The organism is Amylibacter sp. IMCC11727, from assembly GCF_029854195.1.
In the GTDB taxonomy this organism is placed as follows: Bacteria; Pseudomonadota; Alphaproteobacteria; order Rhodobacterales; family Rhodobacteraceae; genus Amylibacter.
Map to the genome: position 1 here is coordinate 1,894,534 of NZ_CP122960.1, position 15,676 is coordinate 1,910,209.

Annotated in this window: 15 protein-coding genes and 1 pseudogene; 12 read left to right on the forward strand and 4 right to left on the reverse strand. The window is 51.0% G+C overall.

Features of this window, described 5'->3' with window-relative positions:
• Nucleotides 1-136 precede the first annotated feature (136 nt).
• The 3 genes from QBD29_RS09635 (at nt 137) to tsf (ending at nt 2,408) form a co-directional block, all read left to right on the forward strand.
• Nucleotides 137-541, forward strand: a complete 405-nt coding sequence (locus QBD29_RS09635) for a hypothetical protein (RefSeq protein ID WP_280097878.1) — start codon at nt 137-139, stop codon at nt 539-541.
• A 152-nt stretch (nt 542-693) separates the two neighbouring features.
• Nucleotides 694-1,452, forward strand: a complete 759-nt coding sequence (gene rpsB, locus QBD29_RS09640; RefSeq protein ID WP_280097879.1) for a 30S ribosomal protein S2 — start codon at nt 694-696, stop codon at nt 1,450-1,452.
• 74 nt (nt 1,453-1,526) lie between these two features.
• The gene (tsf, locus tag QBD29_RS09645) at nt 1,527-2,408 is read left to right on the forward strand and encodes a translation elongation factor Ts (protein ID WP_280097880.1); all 882 of its coding nucleotides are present in this window, start codon (nt 1,527-1,529) and stop codon (nt 2,406-2,408) included.
• A 72-nt stretch (nt 2,409-2,480) separates the two neighbouring features.
• Here tsf and QBD29_RS09650 read toward each other — a convergent pair whose 3' ends face one another.
• From QBD29_RS09650 to QBD29_RS09660, 3 genes are all read right to left on the reverse strand, one after another.
• Nucleotides 2,481-3,041: a hypothetical protein gene (locus QBD29_RS09650; RefSeq protein WP_280097881.1), complete on the reverse strand. Its 561-nt coding sequence runs from the start codon at nt 3,039-3,041 to the stop codon at nt 2,481-2,483.
• Between the two features lie 80 nt (nt 3,042-3,121).
• On the reverse strand, nt 3,122-3,370 hold the full coding sequence (locus QBD29_RS09655; RefSeq protein ID WP_280097882.1) for a zf-TFIIB domain-containing protein: 249 nt from the start codon (nt 3,368-3,370) through the stop codon (nt 3,122-3,124).
• Nucleotides 3,371-3,443: 73 nt separating this feature from the next.
• On the reverse strand, nt 3,444-4,856 hold the full coding sequence (locus QBD29_RS09660) for a M20 family metallopeptidase (protein WP_280097883.1): 1,413 nt from the start codon (nt 4,854-4,856) through the stop codon (nt 3,444-3,446).
• 319 nt (nt 4,857-5,175) lie between these two features.
• Here QBD29_RS09660 and QBD29_RS09665 point away from each other — a divergent pair, with 319 nt between their 5' ends.
• The 9 genes and pseudogenes from QBD29_RS09665 to dddP all read left to right on the forward strand — a co-directional run bounded on the left by QBD29_RS09665 (nt 5,176) and on the right by dddP (nt 14,301).
• Nucleotides 5,176-6,807 carry a thiamine pyrophosphate-dependent enzyme gene (locus QBD29_RS09665; protein ID WP_280097884.1) on the forward strand — a complete coding sequence of 544 codons (1,632 nt, stop codon included), beginning with the start codon at nt 5,176-5,178 and terminating at the stop codon, nt 6,805-6,807.
• 8 nt (nt 6,808-6,815) lie between these two features.
• Complete coding sequence (locus tag QBD29_RS09670) at nt 6,816-7,592, forward strand: 3-hydroxybutyrate dehydrogenase (protein WP_280097885.1); 777 nt, start codon at nt 6,816-6,818, stop codon at nt 7,590-7,592.
• A gap of 172 nt (nt 7,593-7,764) precedes the next feature.
• A pseudogene (locus QBD29_RS09675) lies at nt 7,765-9,300 on the forward strand (cryptochrome/photolyase family protein).
• Nucleotides 9,281-9,427, forward strand: a complete 147-nt coding sequence (locus QBD29_RS09680; protein ID WP_280097886.1) for a DUF2256 domain-containing protein — start codon at nt 9,281-9,283, stop codon at nt 9,425-9,427. The pseudogene QBD29_RS09675 and the gene QBD29_RS09680 overlap by 20 nt, the downstream one beginning before the upstream one ends.
• Before the next feature lie 143 nt (nt 9,428-9,570).
• Nucleotides 9,571-10,356, forward strand: coding sequence for an amino acid ABC transporter ATP-binding protein (locus tag QBD29_RS09685; RefSeq protein ID WP_280097887.1), 786 nt, complete (start codon nt 9,571-9,573; stop codon nt 10,354-10,356).
• A gap of 21 nt (nt 10,357-10,377) precedes the next feature.
• Complete coding sequence (locus QBD29_RS09690) at nt 10,378-11,103, forward strand: transporter substrate-binding domain-containing protein (RefSeq protein WP_280097888.1); 726 nt, start codon at nt 10,378-10,380, stop codon at nt 11,101-11,103.
• Nucleotides 11,104-11,178: 75 nt separating this feature from the next.
• Nucleotides 11,179-12,033: an ABC transporter permease subunit gene (locus QBD29_RS09695; protein WP_280097889.1), complete on the forward strand. Its 855-nt coding sequence runs from the start codon at nt 11,179-11,181 to the stop codon at nt 12,031-12,033.
• Entirely contained in the window at nt 12,030-12,869 is an 840-nt protein-coding gene (locus QBD29_RS09700; RefSeq protein ID WP_280097890.1) for an ABC transporter permease subunit, read from the forward strand. The genes QBD29_RS09695 and QBD29_RS09700 overlap by 4 nt, the downstream gene beginning before the upstream one ends.
• Nucleotides 12,870-12,960: 91 nt before the next feature.
• A complete protein-coding gene (dddP, locus tag QBD29_RS09705) occupies nt 12,961-14,301 on the forward strand; it encodes a dimethylsulfonioproprionate lyase DddP (RefSeq protein ID WP_280097891.1) in 1,341 nt (446 codons plus the stop codon).
• Between the two features lie 52 nt (nt 14,302-14,353).
• Here the strand turns inward: dddP and clpX are convergent, their stop codons facing one another.
• On the reverse strand, nt 14,354-15,625 hold the full coding sequence (gene clpX / locus QBD29_RS09710) for an ATP-dependent Clp protease ATP-binding subunit ClpX (RefSeq protein WP_280097892.1): 1,272 nt from the start codon (nt 15,623-15,625) through the stop codon (nt 14,354-14,356).
• Nucleotides 15,626-15,676 lie beyond the last annotated feature (51 nt).

The following is a 15,676-nucleotide window of genomic DNA, read 5'->3' on the forward strand; positions in this document are numbered from 1 at the left end:
ACGGCAGGACCTGGACAAGGGTTTGGTTTCATTTGCAAGAAATCGTAACACTCTAGATTGTCATCATCCCCTTAATATGGTCATTTTGAACGATATTTCTTCCTAATCAATATCCATACAAATCAGGAGGCTTAAAGTGGAAGCTATTCAATTTCTTAATTCCCCAATGGTTCAGCGTATTTGCACCGGCTTGTTTTTTGTTGCAATGGGTGCCGCGATTGCCTTTGGCATTTATGCGATGTCCCTTTACGGGCGGGCCAAAGAAACAGAGTTAAGCGCAAAAATTGATCCACCATGGGAGCTGTTGATCGCAACATGGCGCGACAGCCTCATTATTACTGTGTTGTTTGTGTGCGAAGGCTTCTTATATCGAATGGTGATCTTTTCTGGTTTCATAAATTTGCATGAAGGGTCCTATTATCGGATCAGTTCGCTCGTTGACCCAATCGCGTCATTGATCATTCTTTTGCTGATCACTTACATCGCAATTGCCCGCATAATTAAACTTCGGATTTGGATGCAAGCAAACGGCATAGAATAATGCTTGCCACGCCCCCCAATCCCCCCTATACGGCCCTCACTTAAATCCACAGGCGGGACTTGCGGGTTGGTAGGGGAGAAATCCTTACGAACTCCACCGGTTGGGCACATGCCCTTCTCCCGCTGAGGCGAAACCGGAAAAGGAAAACTACAATGGCTCTACCAGAGTTTACATTGCGCCAACTGCTCGAAGCAGGCGTACACTTCGGCCACCAAACACACCGCTGGAACCCACGTATGGGTCAGTACATCTATGGCCAGCGGAATGGCATTCACATTCTTGACCTGACACAGACTGTTCCTCTCTTGGATCAAGCTCTGCAAGTGACACGCGAAACAGTTGCCAAAGGCGGCCGTATCTTGTTCGTAGGCACAAAGCGTCAAGCCTCCAAAGCCGTTGCAGAAGCCGCTGAGCGTTCCGCACAATACTACATGAACCACCGCTGGCTCGGTGGCACGCTGACAAACTGGCAAACAGTGTCCAAGCGTATCGCGCACCTTAAGCAGCTTGATGAAAAACTGGCAGGCGACGCATCCGGCCTGACCAAGAAAGAATTGTTGGGCATGGAACGCGAGCAGGCCAAACTGCAAGCATCCTTGGGCGGCGTTCGCGAAATGGGCGGCACACCTGACCTGATCGTTGTAATCGACACCAACAAAGAATCCCTCGCTGTGGCAGAAGCCAACAAACTGGGCATTCCTGTGATTGCTGTGCTGGATTCCAACTCCGCACCAGAAGGCATCGACTACCCGATCCCTGGCAACGATGACGCGGCACGCGCCATTGCGCTTTACACAGACCTGATTGCACGCGCAGCCCTTGATGGCATGGCATCCGCAATGGGCTCCGCAGGTATCGACATCGGCGCAGCCGAAGAAGCCCCTGTTGAAGAAGCTGTCGCCGAAGCCTAAGTCGGCCTCAACGCACAAAATAATTGGGGGTGCATCACGCGCCCCCAACCCCCTGTTATTTAGGAGAGATAAAGATGGCTATCACAGCTGCACTCGTTAAAGAACTGCGCGAAAAATCAGGCGCAGGCATGATGGACGCGAAAAAAGCGCTCACAGCCGTAGACGGCAACATGGAAGAAGCCATGGACTGGTTGCGCACCAAAGGTCTGGCAACAGCGGCGAAAAAATCTGGCCGTACAGCGGCTGAAGGCCTCGTTGCGGTCAAAGTTGAAAACGGCGTTGGTGTTGCGGTCGAAGTGAACGCAGAAACCGACTTTGTTGGTAAAAACGCAGAATTCCAATCCATGGTTGCTGATATTGCCAATGCTGCATTGTCTGTTGATGACGTTGACGCGCTCAAAGCGGCTGACATCGACGGCAAAACAGTTGAAACAGTGGTCACAGACGCCATCGCCAAAATCGGCGAAAACATGTCCGTGCGCCGCATGGCCAAAGTGTCTGGCGATGTTGTGGGCACATACATCCACACCGCAGCCGCTGACGGCATGGGCAAAATCGGCGTTCTCGTAGCACTCAAAGGCGGCGACGAAGCCTTCGCGAAACAAGTGGCCATGCACGTAGCAGCCGCTGACCCGCGCCCACAGTCCCTGTCCGAAGCAGACCTCGACCCAGCGGTTGTGGCCAAGGAAGAAAAAATCCTCACAGACCAAGCCCGCGAGTCAGGTAAGCCAGAAAACATCATCGAAAACATGATCAAAGGCCGCATGAAGAAATTCTTCGGCGAAGTGACCCTTGTGAACCAGTCTTTCGTGATCAACCCTGACGTAAGCGTAGGCCAAGCCGCCAAAGACGCAGGCGCAGAAATCCTCGGCTTTGTTCGCCTCGAAGTTGGCGAAGGCATCGAGAAAAAAGAAGAAGACTTTGCAGCGGAAGTTGCGAAAACAATGGGTGGCTAATTTTTTAGTTATTGCTAGAATTTAGACCCAAAGTTACAGATTAAGCCCCGCCAGCATGCGGGGCTTTTTCGTTTAAGTACAGTCGACTTTTTCACCTTTCAGCCAAATGCTGCCTGAGTCACTGTTTACGTTTGTATCAAGTACGCGCAGGCATTGGTCATAGTCGTTTTTAACTTTGATGGTTCCAATCGCTGTTGGGCTAGGGTTGGCCACAGACATCCAAGTTTCACGTAAATACATATCTGTCTTGGGTTTTACGATTTGGCCTTGAAATTCATCTATATCCAAATTTTTTAATGCAGGGTAATACCAACCTTCCTTGTTGTTATTGTTTCCAAGAAATGACCACCCTACCAAGCCAAGTACAGTCTCAGGGGCTCCAATCGCAACAATGTCACTCACGACAGGATCTTTGCTCTTGTTCAATCCAAATAACTTTTTGCCGTTGTTAAAAAAGGAGTTAACAGCTTGCTGCCCTTCTGCCCCACTCATACTTAAGGCGGACAAGACAACGCCACTAATTATCGTGAGCGATCCGATAATACTGGCAACAGACTTTAATCTGCTTTCAATAACAGCGAAGATCGATTTCGGCTTTTCGTCTTCAATGATTTTAACAAGAACAGGGTCCATATTAGTGCCTTTCAAAAAAAAGTTCCTAAATCCTAAGTGGTTTGGAGAATTTTGAAAGATTTTTTGTCAGGACAACCGTGTTAATCCAAAAAGTCGAAAATCTCGCCAAGCAGACCCTTTTTCTTCTTCTTTTTGTATTTCTTCGGCTCTTTCACTTGCGTCACAATATGTTGATGAACGGGGGCAGGGGCGCTGACAGAAGCGCGGTCAATCAGCTTGTCCAACTCGCCACGGTCTAGCCAAACACCGCGGCAGGTTGGGCAATAATCAATCTCGATTTCGTCGCGGTAAACAATGGACAGCGTTGCTCCATCAATTGGACATTTCATGAAAGTGTTCTCCTGTATTACATGCGCAGAAAAGGCCAATTTGGTGCGCAGATCAACAATCAAGAATTTGTTTTCAGATTTCCGTTGCAGATTTTCTACGGTCTCGGCGCGTTAGGCCTGATCTTCCCCCAATATCCCAAAACACCCCAACCATCCCCCGCAGCGCATCGCGACATATATCCTTCAAAACATGCTCATTTGGCGCATGTTGCGAACAGCCTTTGTAGGAGTGTGGTATCCAAACCGTTGGCATCCCCAGCACCTCGCTAAAACAATGGTTCGGAATCCAGCCCGCTAAATTCGGCAAGATATGGGGCTTTTTGCCCATAACATCCTCCAGCGATGCCGCAACGGCCTGCACCCACGGATTATCCGCATTGCTGCGCGTGGCAGGGGCAACGCCCTCAACACATTCGATCTCAACCGATGCGAACCCACCTGCATCCAAATGCCGCCGCAACGCAGGCAGGATATCCGCTTCATCTGTCCCAACCACAAACCGCAGCTGACACGTTGCTCGCGCCGACCCAGCAATCGCATTTTGCGGTGCTTCTGGCTCCCCATGATCCAGCGCCAGCACCGCGAATGAATTCCATCCAAACACTTTTTCCGCCGTGCTCAGACCCGCCTCATTCCAGCTTGGATCAATTCCATCTCCCTCAACAGGGATCGCCGCCAAATCCGCCTTAACTTCATCTGTTAAGCTGTCAGGCCGCCATTCAGGGATCAGGATTTGCCCATCTGCATCTGTGATGGACGCCAGCGCTTGGGCCAACACCATTGCAGGATCACGCAACAATCCACCCCAATTGCCTGAATGGTTCGCCCCGTCGCGCAAGGTCACTTTCAAATCGAAATTCACCACCCCACGGGATCCCAGAAACAGGGTAGGGGTGTCTGCCACCACACGCGGCCCGTCAGAGGCGATCAAAACATCCGCCGCCAACATCTCGCGGTTTTGCGCGCAAAACTCGGCCAAGCCAGTGGAGCCGATCTCCTCTGACATTTCCATCAGGATTTTCACGTTGAACCCCATCGCCCCGCGCACAGCCAAAACAGCCTCAAGCGCGGCAATGTTGATCAAATGCTGCCCCTTATTGTCTGCAACACCGCGCCCGAAATACCGATCATCGGTTTCGCGCAAGGTATAGGGGTCCATCTCGTTATCCCATTGCCCGGCCTGTCCATGCACCACGTCCCCATGGCCATAGATCAGCACAGTAGGTAAATCTGGGCGCTCCTCCCGAACGGCCACCATAATCGGCCCACCGTGGGCCTGAGGGTTGTCACAGGTGGTGCAGTCAAACCCAATGGCCGCCAAACGCGGGGCAATCCCGTCGTTCAGATACGACACCATCGCAGGCATCGCTTCGCCCGTCTGGCTCTCGGTTTGAAACGAAACGAGTCTCGCCAACTCAGACTGAAACCGACCTTGATCAAAATAGGTTTCAATTTGGTGAAGGGCGTCGGATTTTTTGGATGTCATGGCGCCACGCTAAATAAATTTAGTCTGAACGCAACGATCTTTACTTTTGGCAGCCTCAGAAAACCCAACACGACACCCATACTGTTTGCACCCATAGTTCTGGGTCGTTTGCATTTCGGTGTTGCGTGGGTTTTGAAAAGAGTTAACGCAGGTTTGGGGCATTGTGAACCGGGAAGAACTGAGCCCCAAACCTGCAAGTCATTCGCTTTCGCGTTTGGCTTACTGTAATCTACATTTTCGGGTTGAAAATTAAGTGAGGTCTGTCACACATTTTGAACAAAGTTTACAAAATCGAAACGCGCAAAGGGCAGGGGCCAAAATGACCAGAACAGGCGGCGAGTTACTCGTAAAATGTCTTTTGGAACAAGGGGTTGATACGGCCTTTGGGATTCCTGGCGAAAGCTATCTCGCGGTGCTTGATGCGCTTTACGATGTTCAAAATCAACTTAAACTTATCACGACACGGCACGAAAGCGGCGCATCTTTCGCGGCCGAGGCTTACGGCAAACTAACAGGCCAACCCGGCATTTGCTTTGTGACCCGCGGTCCAGGGGCCACCAATGCGTCCATCGGCGTTCATACGGCCATGCAAAACAGCAGCCCAATGATCCTGTTTGTCGGCCAAATCGGCCGCGACATGCGCGACCGTGAAGCCTTTCAAGAGGTTGATTACAGAGCATTTTTTGGAAAAATGGCAAAGTGGGTGACAGAGATCGACAACCCTGATCGCATCCCGGAAATCGTCGCGCGGGCCTTTCAAATGGCAACCTCTGGCCGTCCAGGTCCAGTGGTTGTTTCTCTGCCCGAAGACATGCTGACGGACACAACAGACGCCACCCCATGCCGCCCGATAAAACCTTTCCGTCCTGCGCCCGATCCCGCAGCCGTTCAGGACGCCGCGGACCTGTTAAATAGCGCCAAATCACCCATCATGGTTGTTGGCGGCGGCGGATGGACAGAGGCCAGCAGAAATGCGCTAAATGCCTTTGCACAAAAGACAAATATCCCAGTGGCCACTGTTTTTCGCAGCCAAGATTTGATCGACAATCGCGGTCCACACTTCATCGGTGACGCCTCTTTTGGGATGCCACCCCACCTGCGCGATGCGCTAACAAATGCCGATGTGATTTTGGCTGTGAATATTCGTTTTGGTGAAATCCTGACAGACGGTTGGACCATCCTTGATGTGCCAAACCCCAAACAGCAGATCATTCATTGTCATCGTAGCGCCGATGAAATCAACAAAATCTATCAGGCAGATGTTGCGATTCAATCTGAACAAGAGCTTTTCCTAAAGGCATTAAATGAATTGGTTTCAATTGATTGCTCTGAAAACTTAAAGCAGATCAAAGCGGCGCATGAAACGGTTTTGTCGCCGAAACCCGCCAAAGGTGCAGTGGATATGGCACCAATCTGCGCCCATCTGCGCGATGTATTGGATGACGATGTGATCATCACCAACGGGGCTGGCAATTTTTCCATTTGGTCTGGCAGGTTTCTGAAGTTCCACAAAAACCAGCGTCTTTTGGGACCACAAGCAGGCGCAATGGGGGCAGGGCTGCCCGCTGCCATTGCCGCCAAAGCGGTGCATCCGAACAGGCAGGTGGTGTGCTTCGCAGGGGACGGAGATTTTCAGATGTCATCCCAAGAGCTTGGCACCATGCTGCAAAACGGTCTGCAACCGATTATTCTGGTGCTAAACAACGGACTTTACGGCACAATACGCCTTCACCAAGATCGCCGTTATGTAGGCCGTCCGTCAGGAACCGAAATTGTTAACCCTGACTTTGTACAATTGGCCAAAGCCTATGGGTTTTGGGGCACACGGATCGAAAAAACCGAAGATTTCGCCGAGGCCTTTGCCACGGCAACCACCAAACCCAATGGCGCGCTGATCGAATTGATCATTGATCCGGCGGATATCGCCCCAAATGTCATTCTGGAAAGCTAGGAAATCTCATGCGTAAATCCGCAGTAATCACAGGATCCACCAGCGGAATTGGCAAGGCCGTTGCGGAGTCTTTGGCCGCGTCAGGCGTAAATATTATGTTAAACGGCTTTGGAGACGCCGAAGAAATCGAAGCACAACGCGCTGATTTAGAACAGAAATATGGGGTCACAGCGCGGTATAATGGCGCTGATATGACCAATGGTTCTGAAATTCGTGCCCTAATCGACGCGACGAAATCCGAGCTTGGCAGTGTCGACATCGTTGTAAACAACGCAGGTATCCAACACGTCAGCCCAATTGATGAATTCCCAACGGATAAATGGGATGCGATCATCGCAATCAATCTGACAAGCGCATTTCATACCACAGCCGCAGCATTGCCGCACATGCGGGCCGCTGGCTGGGGCAGGGTTGTCAATATCGCCTCCGCTCACGGGCTGGTCGCTTCACCGTTCAAATCTGCTTATGTCGCAGCCAAGCACGGGATTCTTGGGCTGACCAAGACCACAGCGCTTGAAACGGCACAGGATGGCATCACGTGCAACGCCATTTGCCCAGGTTACGTGCGCACACCGTTGGTCGAAGCACAAATCCCAGACACCGCCAAGGCGCGCGGCATCACCGAAGACGAAGTGGTCAAAGACGTGATACTCGCAGCGCAGCCAACCAAATCCTTCGTAGGATTAGACGAGCTGGGAGCATTAACTGTGTTTTTGTGCAGCGATGCAGCCAAGTCAATCACAGGAGCGTCTTTGCCCATAGATGGCGGTTGGACAGCGAATTAGGCGTAAATAACTGATATCATACAGTATAAATATTAACATAATATTAATTATGCGTAATTTATCAAATTGAGACTGAACACCAAAGCCAGCACAAACCAGCACCCTCTTGACTGGAAATCACCGCTGATTGCCCCATATCACGGAATATGAATTCAATACGGAAATCAATGTGATGCGGCTTATCCTTGTTCTTGGCGATCAACTGTCCCACACGGTGTCGAGCCTGGCTGATGCCGATCCGTCCAGCGACGTTATCCTGATGTGCGAACTGCGCGAAGAAGCGGTTTATGTTAAGCATCACAAAAAGAAGATCGCGCTGATCTTCGCTGCCATGCGCCACTTTGCTCAAGAGCTTACAGATCGTGGCTTTGACGTGCGTTACACACGTTACGATGACAAAGACAACACAGGCTCTTTCAAAGGTGAGGTTGAACGGATTTTGGGAGACACAAGCGCACAGCAAATTGTCGTCACCTCCCCTGGTGAATACCGCTTGAAAGCTGAGTTTGAAACTTGGGCAGATCACGTCGATGCCTCCGTTGAACTGCGCGACGATGATCGGTTTCTTTCATCGACAGAGGCGTTCAACTCTTGGGCCGAAGGACGCAAGCAGTTGCGAATGGAATATTTCTATCGCGACTTGCGGCGCAAATATAACATCCTGATGGACGGGTCCGATCCGATTGGTGGCCAGTGGAATTATGATGCAGAGAACCGCAAACCTGCAAAAGATGGCCTGCGCATACCACAACCCACTTAGTTTGAACCTGATGCCGTCACACAGGACGTATTGGACTTGGTTGAAGCGGAATTTGCCGACCATTTTGGTGATCTTCACCCCTTCCCTTTTGCGGTGACTCGCGATCAAGCCCTTGTGGTTTTGGAAGAGTTTATCGAACATCGGTTGCCAAATTTTGGCGATTATCAGGACGCCATGGTCCAAGGTGAACCTTGGATGTTCCATAGCCATATCAGTTTCTATTTGAACTGCGGTCTTTTGGAACCGCTTGAATGTATCCAGAAAGCTGAAGACGCGTACCACAAAGACGCGGCCCCCTTGAATGCGGTTGAAGGTTTTATTCGACAAATACTCGGCTGGCGAGAATACGTTCGTGGTATCTATTGGCTGAAAATGCCTGACTACAAATCGCAAAACGCGTTGAACGCCACGCGCGCCCTGCCCGAGTTTTATTGGACGGCAGACACGCAGATGAATTGCCTTCGCCAATGCGTAGCGGAAACCAAAGAAAACGCTTACGCGCACCACATTCAACGCCTGATGGTACTGGGCAATTTCGCGTTATTGGCGGGGTTGCACCCTGATGAGGTGAATGAATGGTATCTGTTGGTTTATGCTGACGCTTTCGAATGGGTGGAATTGCCCAACGTATCTGGCATGATTTTGTTTGCGGACAATGGCTTACTAGCATCAAAGCCCTATGCAGCGAGTGGTGCTTACATCAATCGGATGTCCGATTATTGTAAGTCGTGCAGGTACAAAGTGAGCAAGAAAAACGGACCAGACGCCTGCCCGTTTAACTACCTCTATTGGGACTTCCTTGATCGCAATGGCGAAACGTTGCGCAACAATCCTCGGATGGGTTTAGTGTTCAAATCTTGGGCGCGTATGAGCGACGAAAAACGCCAAGCCGTGCGATCCGATTCAACACGGTTTTTCAAAGCGATGGATGCAAATGAAAAAGTCTGATTTACCGCAAAAAACCTGTGTCGTTTGCAAGCGCCCGTTCACTTGGCGCAAGAAGTGGAAAGACGTTTGGGACGATGTCAAATACTGCTCCAAAAGATGCCGTGACGGCAAGCGAAACGCACCCTAATTTTTAAAAATACGACATAAAAACAACAATTTGCGCACTATTTCTCATGTAAATAAAGTGCTCATCGGGCTCACTCTTGCATTGACATAGGCCGCTTGCGGAGTCACGTTGTCGCCACTCGACACGCCAGTTTGGATTTTCCAGTGACACAAGACAACGCTTCTGCGGAAACACCCGTAATCGAATTGCGGAACATTCACAAAAGTTATGGCAATCTTGAAGTAATCAAGGGCGTCAATCTGACTGCTCACAAAGGCGATGTTATTGCGCTTATTGGTTCATCAGGCTCTGGCAAAAGCACGCTGCTGCGCTGTGTGAATCTTCTCGAAACTGCGCAACAGGGCGACATCATTATTGGCGGAGAACCAGTGTCGTGGACCCGTGACTCCGCGGATCGTCAACCCAAAGACAAAGATCAAGTTCGCCGGTTTCGAACCGATCTTTCTATGGTGTTCCAACAGTTTAACCTCTGGTCTCACCTAAACATTTTGCAAAACGTGGTCGAGGCCCCTGTGACTGTTCTTGGCCGTGAAAAAGCGGATGCTGAAAAATTGGGGCGCGCCTTGCTCGACAAAGTGGGGATCGGCGACAAAGCGGACATGTATCCCTCGCAGCTTTCAGGGGGCCAACAACAACGGGCCGCTATTGCACGGGCATTGGCAATGGAACCATCTGCCATGCTGTTTGATGAGCCCACCTCGGCGCTCGACCCTGAAACAGAAGCAGAAGTCGTGGCTGTAATTCGTGCGTTGGCCGCCGAAGGGCGCACAATGCTTCTGGTGACGCACGATATGAAAATGGCACGCGATGTTGCGAACCATGTGATCTTCCTTCATCAAGGCGTGATCGAAGAACAAGGCACACCCGATGAGGTGTTTAACAATACAAAATCAACGAGGTTGCAGCAATTCTTAAGCTCAACCCACTAAGTTCAACCAAGGAGAAATCTCATGAAAAAACTACTTTTGGCAGCGGCAGTGTCCGCATTGGCAACAAGTGCAGCATTCGCAGAAACAGTGCGCATGGGCACTGAGGGCGCCTACCCTCCCTACAACTTCATCAACGACAAAGGCGAAGTTGATGGGTTCGAGCGTGAGCTGGGCGACGAAATCTGCAAACGCGCATCACTGGAATGCACATGGGTCACTAACGAATGGGACAGCATTATCCCGAACCTCGTTTCTGGCAACTATGACACAATCATCGCAGGCATGTCTGTAACAGCTGAACGCGACGAAGTGATTGATTTCACAAACGAATACATCCCAGGCTCCCCATCTTCCTACGTTGCGTTGGCTGGTGGCTCCGTTGATCTGACAAAAGGGATCGTTGCGGCACAAACAAACACAATCCAAGCGGGCCACGTTGCTGCTTCTGGTGCGACACTTGTTGAATTCGCAACACCTGATGAATCCATCGCGGCTATCAAAAACGGCGAAGCAGACGCGGTTCTGGCGGACAAAGACTTTCTCGCACCGATCGTAGCTGAAAGCGGCGGCGAATTGGTATTCGTTGGCGAAGACGTGTCAATCGGTGGTGGCGTTGCAATGGGCATGCGCGAAAGTGATGGCGAATTGAAGGCCAAAATGAACGCAGCAATCGACTCCATGAAAGCTGACGGCACATTGAACACAATGCTCGCGAAGTGGTTCAAAGAAGACACTCCGCAGTGGTAAAACCATTGGGGCGGTCGTTGGTTCGACCGCCCTACCCTTTTTTTGATGTTAACCACGTAGTCAGGTCAAACGCCCATGTTTGAATATTGCGCCGATCCGCGCAGCCTTGAGGGGCTTACGTGGCTCTCTTGCTACCTCACCACGCCCAAACATGCGGCGATGTACACCAGCGTCCTGACTGTCATGGCGCTGCTGTTGGCGGTTGTGCCGCCGATCCTGTTTCTGGGGTTTATGGGCGCTTTGGCGCGTCGGTCAAAGTTCGCGCCGTTTCGCTGGTTCGGCCTTGGCTATACATCCATTGTCCGTGGCGTCCCTGACATTGTTTTCTTTCTATTCTTTCCCATCGCCATTGATCAGGCCGTTGAATACATCCGGCACAAAGTGAAATGCGGCGATGTGCTGGAACCCGTTTACCAAGGTAACGATTTTGTGGTCTGTCAGGCCGCAAAGATGCCTCTTGGGGCGTCTGACCAGATTTATCACGAAATCTGGGGGTTTTCCTTGGCCGTCTTTGCTTTTGCCATCGTGTTTGGGGCCTTTACCGCCAACACGTTGCATGGCGCTTTGCAAGCCGTTCCCAGAGGCCAACTCGAAACCGCGCAGGCCTTTGGAATGAGCGAACGCCAAGTGTTCTGGCGCATCCACATGCCGCAAATGTGGGTTTATGCTCTTCCAGGCTTGTCTAACCTTTGGATGATCCTCATCAAAGCGACACCTCTGCTGTTCTTGCTTGGAATCAAGGACATCGTGTACTGGGCCAAAGAATTGGGCGGTATGAAAACCCAAGTATACACCTATGCCCACCCTGATTGGCGGCTTTGGTATTTTGCTGCGCTGTTGGTGTTTTACCTGCTCCTCACTCTGATCAGCCAAAGCGTCTTTGATCGCATCTTTAAACGTGCGTCACGCGGCATGGCGGTGGCAACATGAGTTGTGCGCAAACCTTTTGGGATTATGGGCTGCGGGCCTTTGGCTATGGTGAGCGGTTGTTGCCAAAGACTGACATCACCTTTTGCGATCAGGTGGTGCTGATCGGCAGTGGCATGTTGTGGAATGTGTATTTCGCATTTGTGGCCATTATTTTGGGGTTCTTTCTGGCAACCGCCCTTGCCTTTGCCCGCGTGAACGCGGGTCCGATATTGCGTATGCCCGCCGATTTCTTCGTCTTTATCATTCGCGGTTCGCCCCTGTTTATCCAATTCTTTTTCGCTTACGAGTTGTTCGTTCAAATTCCGCGCATGGGCTTTGAATGGGACCTTGGCTTTATGGTCTTGTCTGCTCAAACGAGCTGGTTGACCAAAGCATGGCTGGGGGCGTTGATTGTGTTGTTCTTAAACACCTCTGCCTATAGCGCTGAAATCTTTACAGGTGCCTTGCGCGCCGTTCCCAAAGGCGATGTCGAGGCTGCGGATGCCTATGGTATGAACGGCAAAACAAAGTTTCGCCGCATCGTGTTTCCAACCATGTTGCGCTTGGCCTGGCCGTCATATTCGAACGAAGCGATTTTTCTGTTCCACTCTACTGCGCTGATTTTCTTTTCAGGCTTTCCAGCGTGGCGGCGGCAAGGGGATGGTTTGTACTATGCTAATTACTTCGCGGAAAACACATTCAACCCCTTCGTCGCTTATCCCATCGTTGCGGTGTATTTCATTCTGGTAACCTTGCTGATCGTTGGGTTTTTCGGCTTTGTGAACAAGCGGTTGAACAAACATATTCCGAACGCACCCAAAATGAAATTTCGGTTTGGCTCGATCTTGGGGCGGTAAAATTGCCTATTTCCGACAGAGAATTAGGCGCAAATAGGCAGGTTTGATGTATCAAAGCGTGGTTCCATAGCTCCAATAACGGGAGGCCGCCATGAACAAACATTTCTCTGAAACGCGCAAAATTGATCCGCAAAAAGGGCCCACCCTGGCCGACGGAACCCCGAACGATCTGAACCGCATTGAAATTGGTCCGACGCAATTGGCGTTCACCGAATGGGAAGCGGCTGGCCTGACCATGCCAAACCTTGAAAAAATGCGCGCGTTCCGCCACCAGCGGCTCACACAGCATATCGTTGATAGGGAGTATGGCGGGCTGTTGATGTTCGACCCTTTGAACATCCGATATGCAACCGATTCCACGAATATGCAGCTGTGGAACACGCACAATCCGTTCCGCGCGGTGCTGCTGTGTGCCGATGGGTACATGGTGATCTGGGATTATAAGAATTCCCCTTTCCTATCGGAATTTAATCCACTGGTGCGCGAACAACGTTCTGGTGCGGATTTCTTTTATTTTGATCGCGGCGACAAAATTGGGCCTGCGGCTGATGTGTTTTCGAAACAAGTGCTTGATCTGATTAATGAACATGGGGGCGGCAACAAACGCATTGGCGTTGATAAGATCATGTTGCACGGTTTGCGTGCGCTCGAAGCGCACGGGTTTGAGGTGATGGACGGCGAAGAGGTTACCGAGAAATCCCGCTCGATCAAAGGCCCTGATGAGATTCTGGCCATGCGCTGCGCATCTCATGCCTGTGAAACCGCAGTACAAGCAATGGAGGATTTCGCCCGTGCCAATGTGGGCGATGGTAAAACCTCAGAGGATGACATTTGGGCCGTGCTGCACGCCGAGAACATTCGACGCGGCGGTGAATGGATCGAAACACGGCTGTTGGCCTCTGGTCAGCGGACCAATCCATGGTTCCAAGAATGCGGGCCACGGATCACGCAGCAAAATGAAATCATTGCCTTTGATACCGATCTTATCGGATCCTATGGCATCTGCATTGATATCAGTCGCACATGGTGGATTGGGGATCAGAAACCGCGCGCGGACATGGTCTATGCGATGCAGCATGCCCACGAACATATCATGACGAATATGCAGATGTTGAAACCTGGCGTTCATATGAAAGAGCTGACCTTCAACACCCATGTGCTGGACGACAAATTCCAAGCGCAGAAATACGGGTGTTTGATGCACGGCGTTGGGTTGTGTGACGAATGGCCGTTAATTGCTTACCCTGACAAATTTGTCGAAGGAGCCTACGACTATGTGCTGGAACCAGGCATGGTTTTGTGTGTCGAAGCGGCCGTTGGCGAGGTTGGTGGTGACTTCTCGATCAAGTTGGAAGATCAGGTTTTGATCACGGAAGACGGTTTTGAAAACCTAACCAAATATCCATTTGACCCCGCATTGATGGGGGCGTGAACCGAGAAAAGGCGCTGATTTTCAGCGCCTTTTTACATTGTTTAACAATTATTTAGCTGGCTGTCGCTGGCTCTTCCGCCACGTCGGCATCTGCATAAACGATCAGCGGTTCTGCCTCCCGGCGCACAGCTTCTTCGTTCACAACAACCTCTTGCACGTTTTCCAAACCTGGCAGTTCGAACATGGTGTTGAGAAGGATGTCTTCCATGATAGAGCGCAAACCACGTGCCCCTGTTTTGCGTTCAATCGCACGTTTGGCGATTGCAGACAGGGCATCATCTGTAAATTTCAGATGCGCATCTTCCAGTTCGAACAAACGCTGATACTGTTTCACAAGCGCGTTTTTCGGCTCTGACAGGATGGTGACAAGCGCGTCTTCGTCCAGATCCGTCAAGGTTGCGATTACTGGCAAACGGCCCACGAATTCTGGGATCAGACCGAATTTCAGCAAATCTTCTGGCTCCAGATCGGTGAACATTTCTCCCACGCCGCGATTATCTTCTTCTTGGACGTCTGCGCCAAACCCAATGGCCGACCCTTTGCCGCGCTGGCCAATGATTTTTTCAAGGCCCGCAAAAGCGCCGCCACAAATGAACAGGATATTTGTCGTGTCCACTTGCAGGAATTCTTGCTGAGGATGCTTGCGCCCGCCCTGTGGTGGAACAGAAGCAACTGTGCCTTCCATGATTTTCAACAGCGCTTGTTGCACCCCTTCCCCGCTCACATCGCGGGTGATGGAAGGGTTGTCTGATTTGCGCGTAATTTTATCAACTTCGTCGATATACACGATGCCACGCTGAGCGCGTTCCACGTTGTATTCTGACGCTTGCAGCAGTTTGAGGATGATGTTTTCAACATCTTCGCCGACATAGCCTGCTTCGGTCAGGGTTGTGGCATCCGCCATGGTAAACGGTACATCCAAAATCCGTGCCAACGTTTGGGCCAGCAGCGTTTTACCGCAGCCTGTTGGACCGATCAGCATGATGTTGGATTTCGCCAATTCGATTTCGGAGTTTTTCTCTGCATGGTTCAGCCGTTTGTAATGGTTGTGAACCGCCACAGACAGAACCCGTTTCGCCATGGCTTGCCCGATCACATAATCGTCTAGGACTTGGCAGATTTCTTGGGGTGTTGGCACACCATCGCCTGATTTCACCAGACCAGATTTGGCCTCTTCGCGGATGATATCCATGCACAATTCTACGCATTCATCACAGATGAAAACGGTGGGGCCGGCAATCAGCTTGCGAACCTCGTGTTGGCTTTTGCCGCAAAAGGAACAATAGAGCGTGTTTTTCGCGTCACCATTGTTTGAATTTGCCATAATACGTCTCCGCTCTTTGCTTGCCCGATCCCGTATTTTCGCACGGGTGTG

What these genes read in the sequence shown, in the direction of transcription:
- QBD29_RS09680 (WP_280097886.1), top strand. Translation starts at nt 9,281, where the DNA reads ATGCAAATGAAAAAGTCTGATTTACCGCAAAAAACCTGTGTCGTTTGC.
- clpX (WP_280097892.1), bottom strand. Translation starts at nt 15,625, where the DNA reads ATGGCAAATTCAAACAATGGTGACGCGAAAAACACGCTCTATTGTTCC.
- tsf (WP_280097880.1), top strand. Translation starts at nt 1,527, where the DNA reads ATGGCTATCACAGCTGCACTCGTTAAAGAACTGCGCGAAAAATCAGGC.
- QBD29_RS09690 (WP_280097888.1), top strand. Translation starts at nt 10,378, where the DNA reads ATGAAAAAACTACTTTTGGCAGCGGCAGTGTCCGCATTGGCAACAAGT.
- QBD29_RS09665 (WP_280097884.1), top strand. Translation starts at nt 5,176, where the DNA reads ATGACCAGAACAGGCGGCGAGTTACTCGTAAAATGTCTTTTGGAACAA.
- QBD29_RS09650 (WP_280097881.1), bottom strand. Translation starts at nt 3,041, where the DNA reads ATGGACCCTGTTCTTGTTAAAATCATTGAAGACGAAAAGCCGAAATCG.
- QBD29_RS09695 (WP_280097889.1), top strand. Translation starts at nt 11,179, where the DNA reads ATGTTTGAATATTGCGCCGATCCGCGCAGCCTTGAGGGGCTTACGTGG.
- QBD29_RS09660 (WP_280097883.1), bottom strand. Translation starts at nt 4,856, where the DNA reads ATGACATCCAAAAAATCCGACGCCCTTCACCAAATTGAAACCTATTTT.
- QBD29_RS09655 (WP_280097882.1), bottom strand. Translation starts at nt 3,370, where the DNA reads ATGAAATGTCCAATTGATGGAGCAACGCTGTCCATTGTTTACCGCGAC.
- QBD29_RS09700 (WP_280097890.1), top strand. Translation starts at nt 12,030, where the DNA reads ATGAGTTGTGCGCAAACCTTTTGGGATTATGGGCTGCGGGCCTTTGGC.
- rpsB (WP_280097879.1), top strand. Translation starts at nt 694, where the DNA reads ATGGCTCTACCAGAGTTTACATTGCGCCAACTGCTCGAAGCAGGCGTA.
- QBD29_RS09670 (WP_280097885.1), top strand. Translation starts at nt 6,816, where the DNA reads ATGCGTAAATCCGCAGTAATCACAGGATCCACCAGCGGAATTGGCAAG.
- dddP (WP_280097891.1), top strand. Translation starts at nt 12,961, where the DNA reads ATGAACAAACATTTCTCTGAAACGCGCAAAATTGATCCGCAAAAAGGG.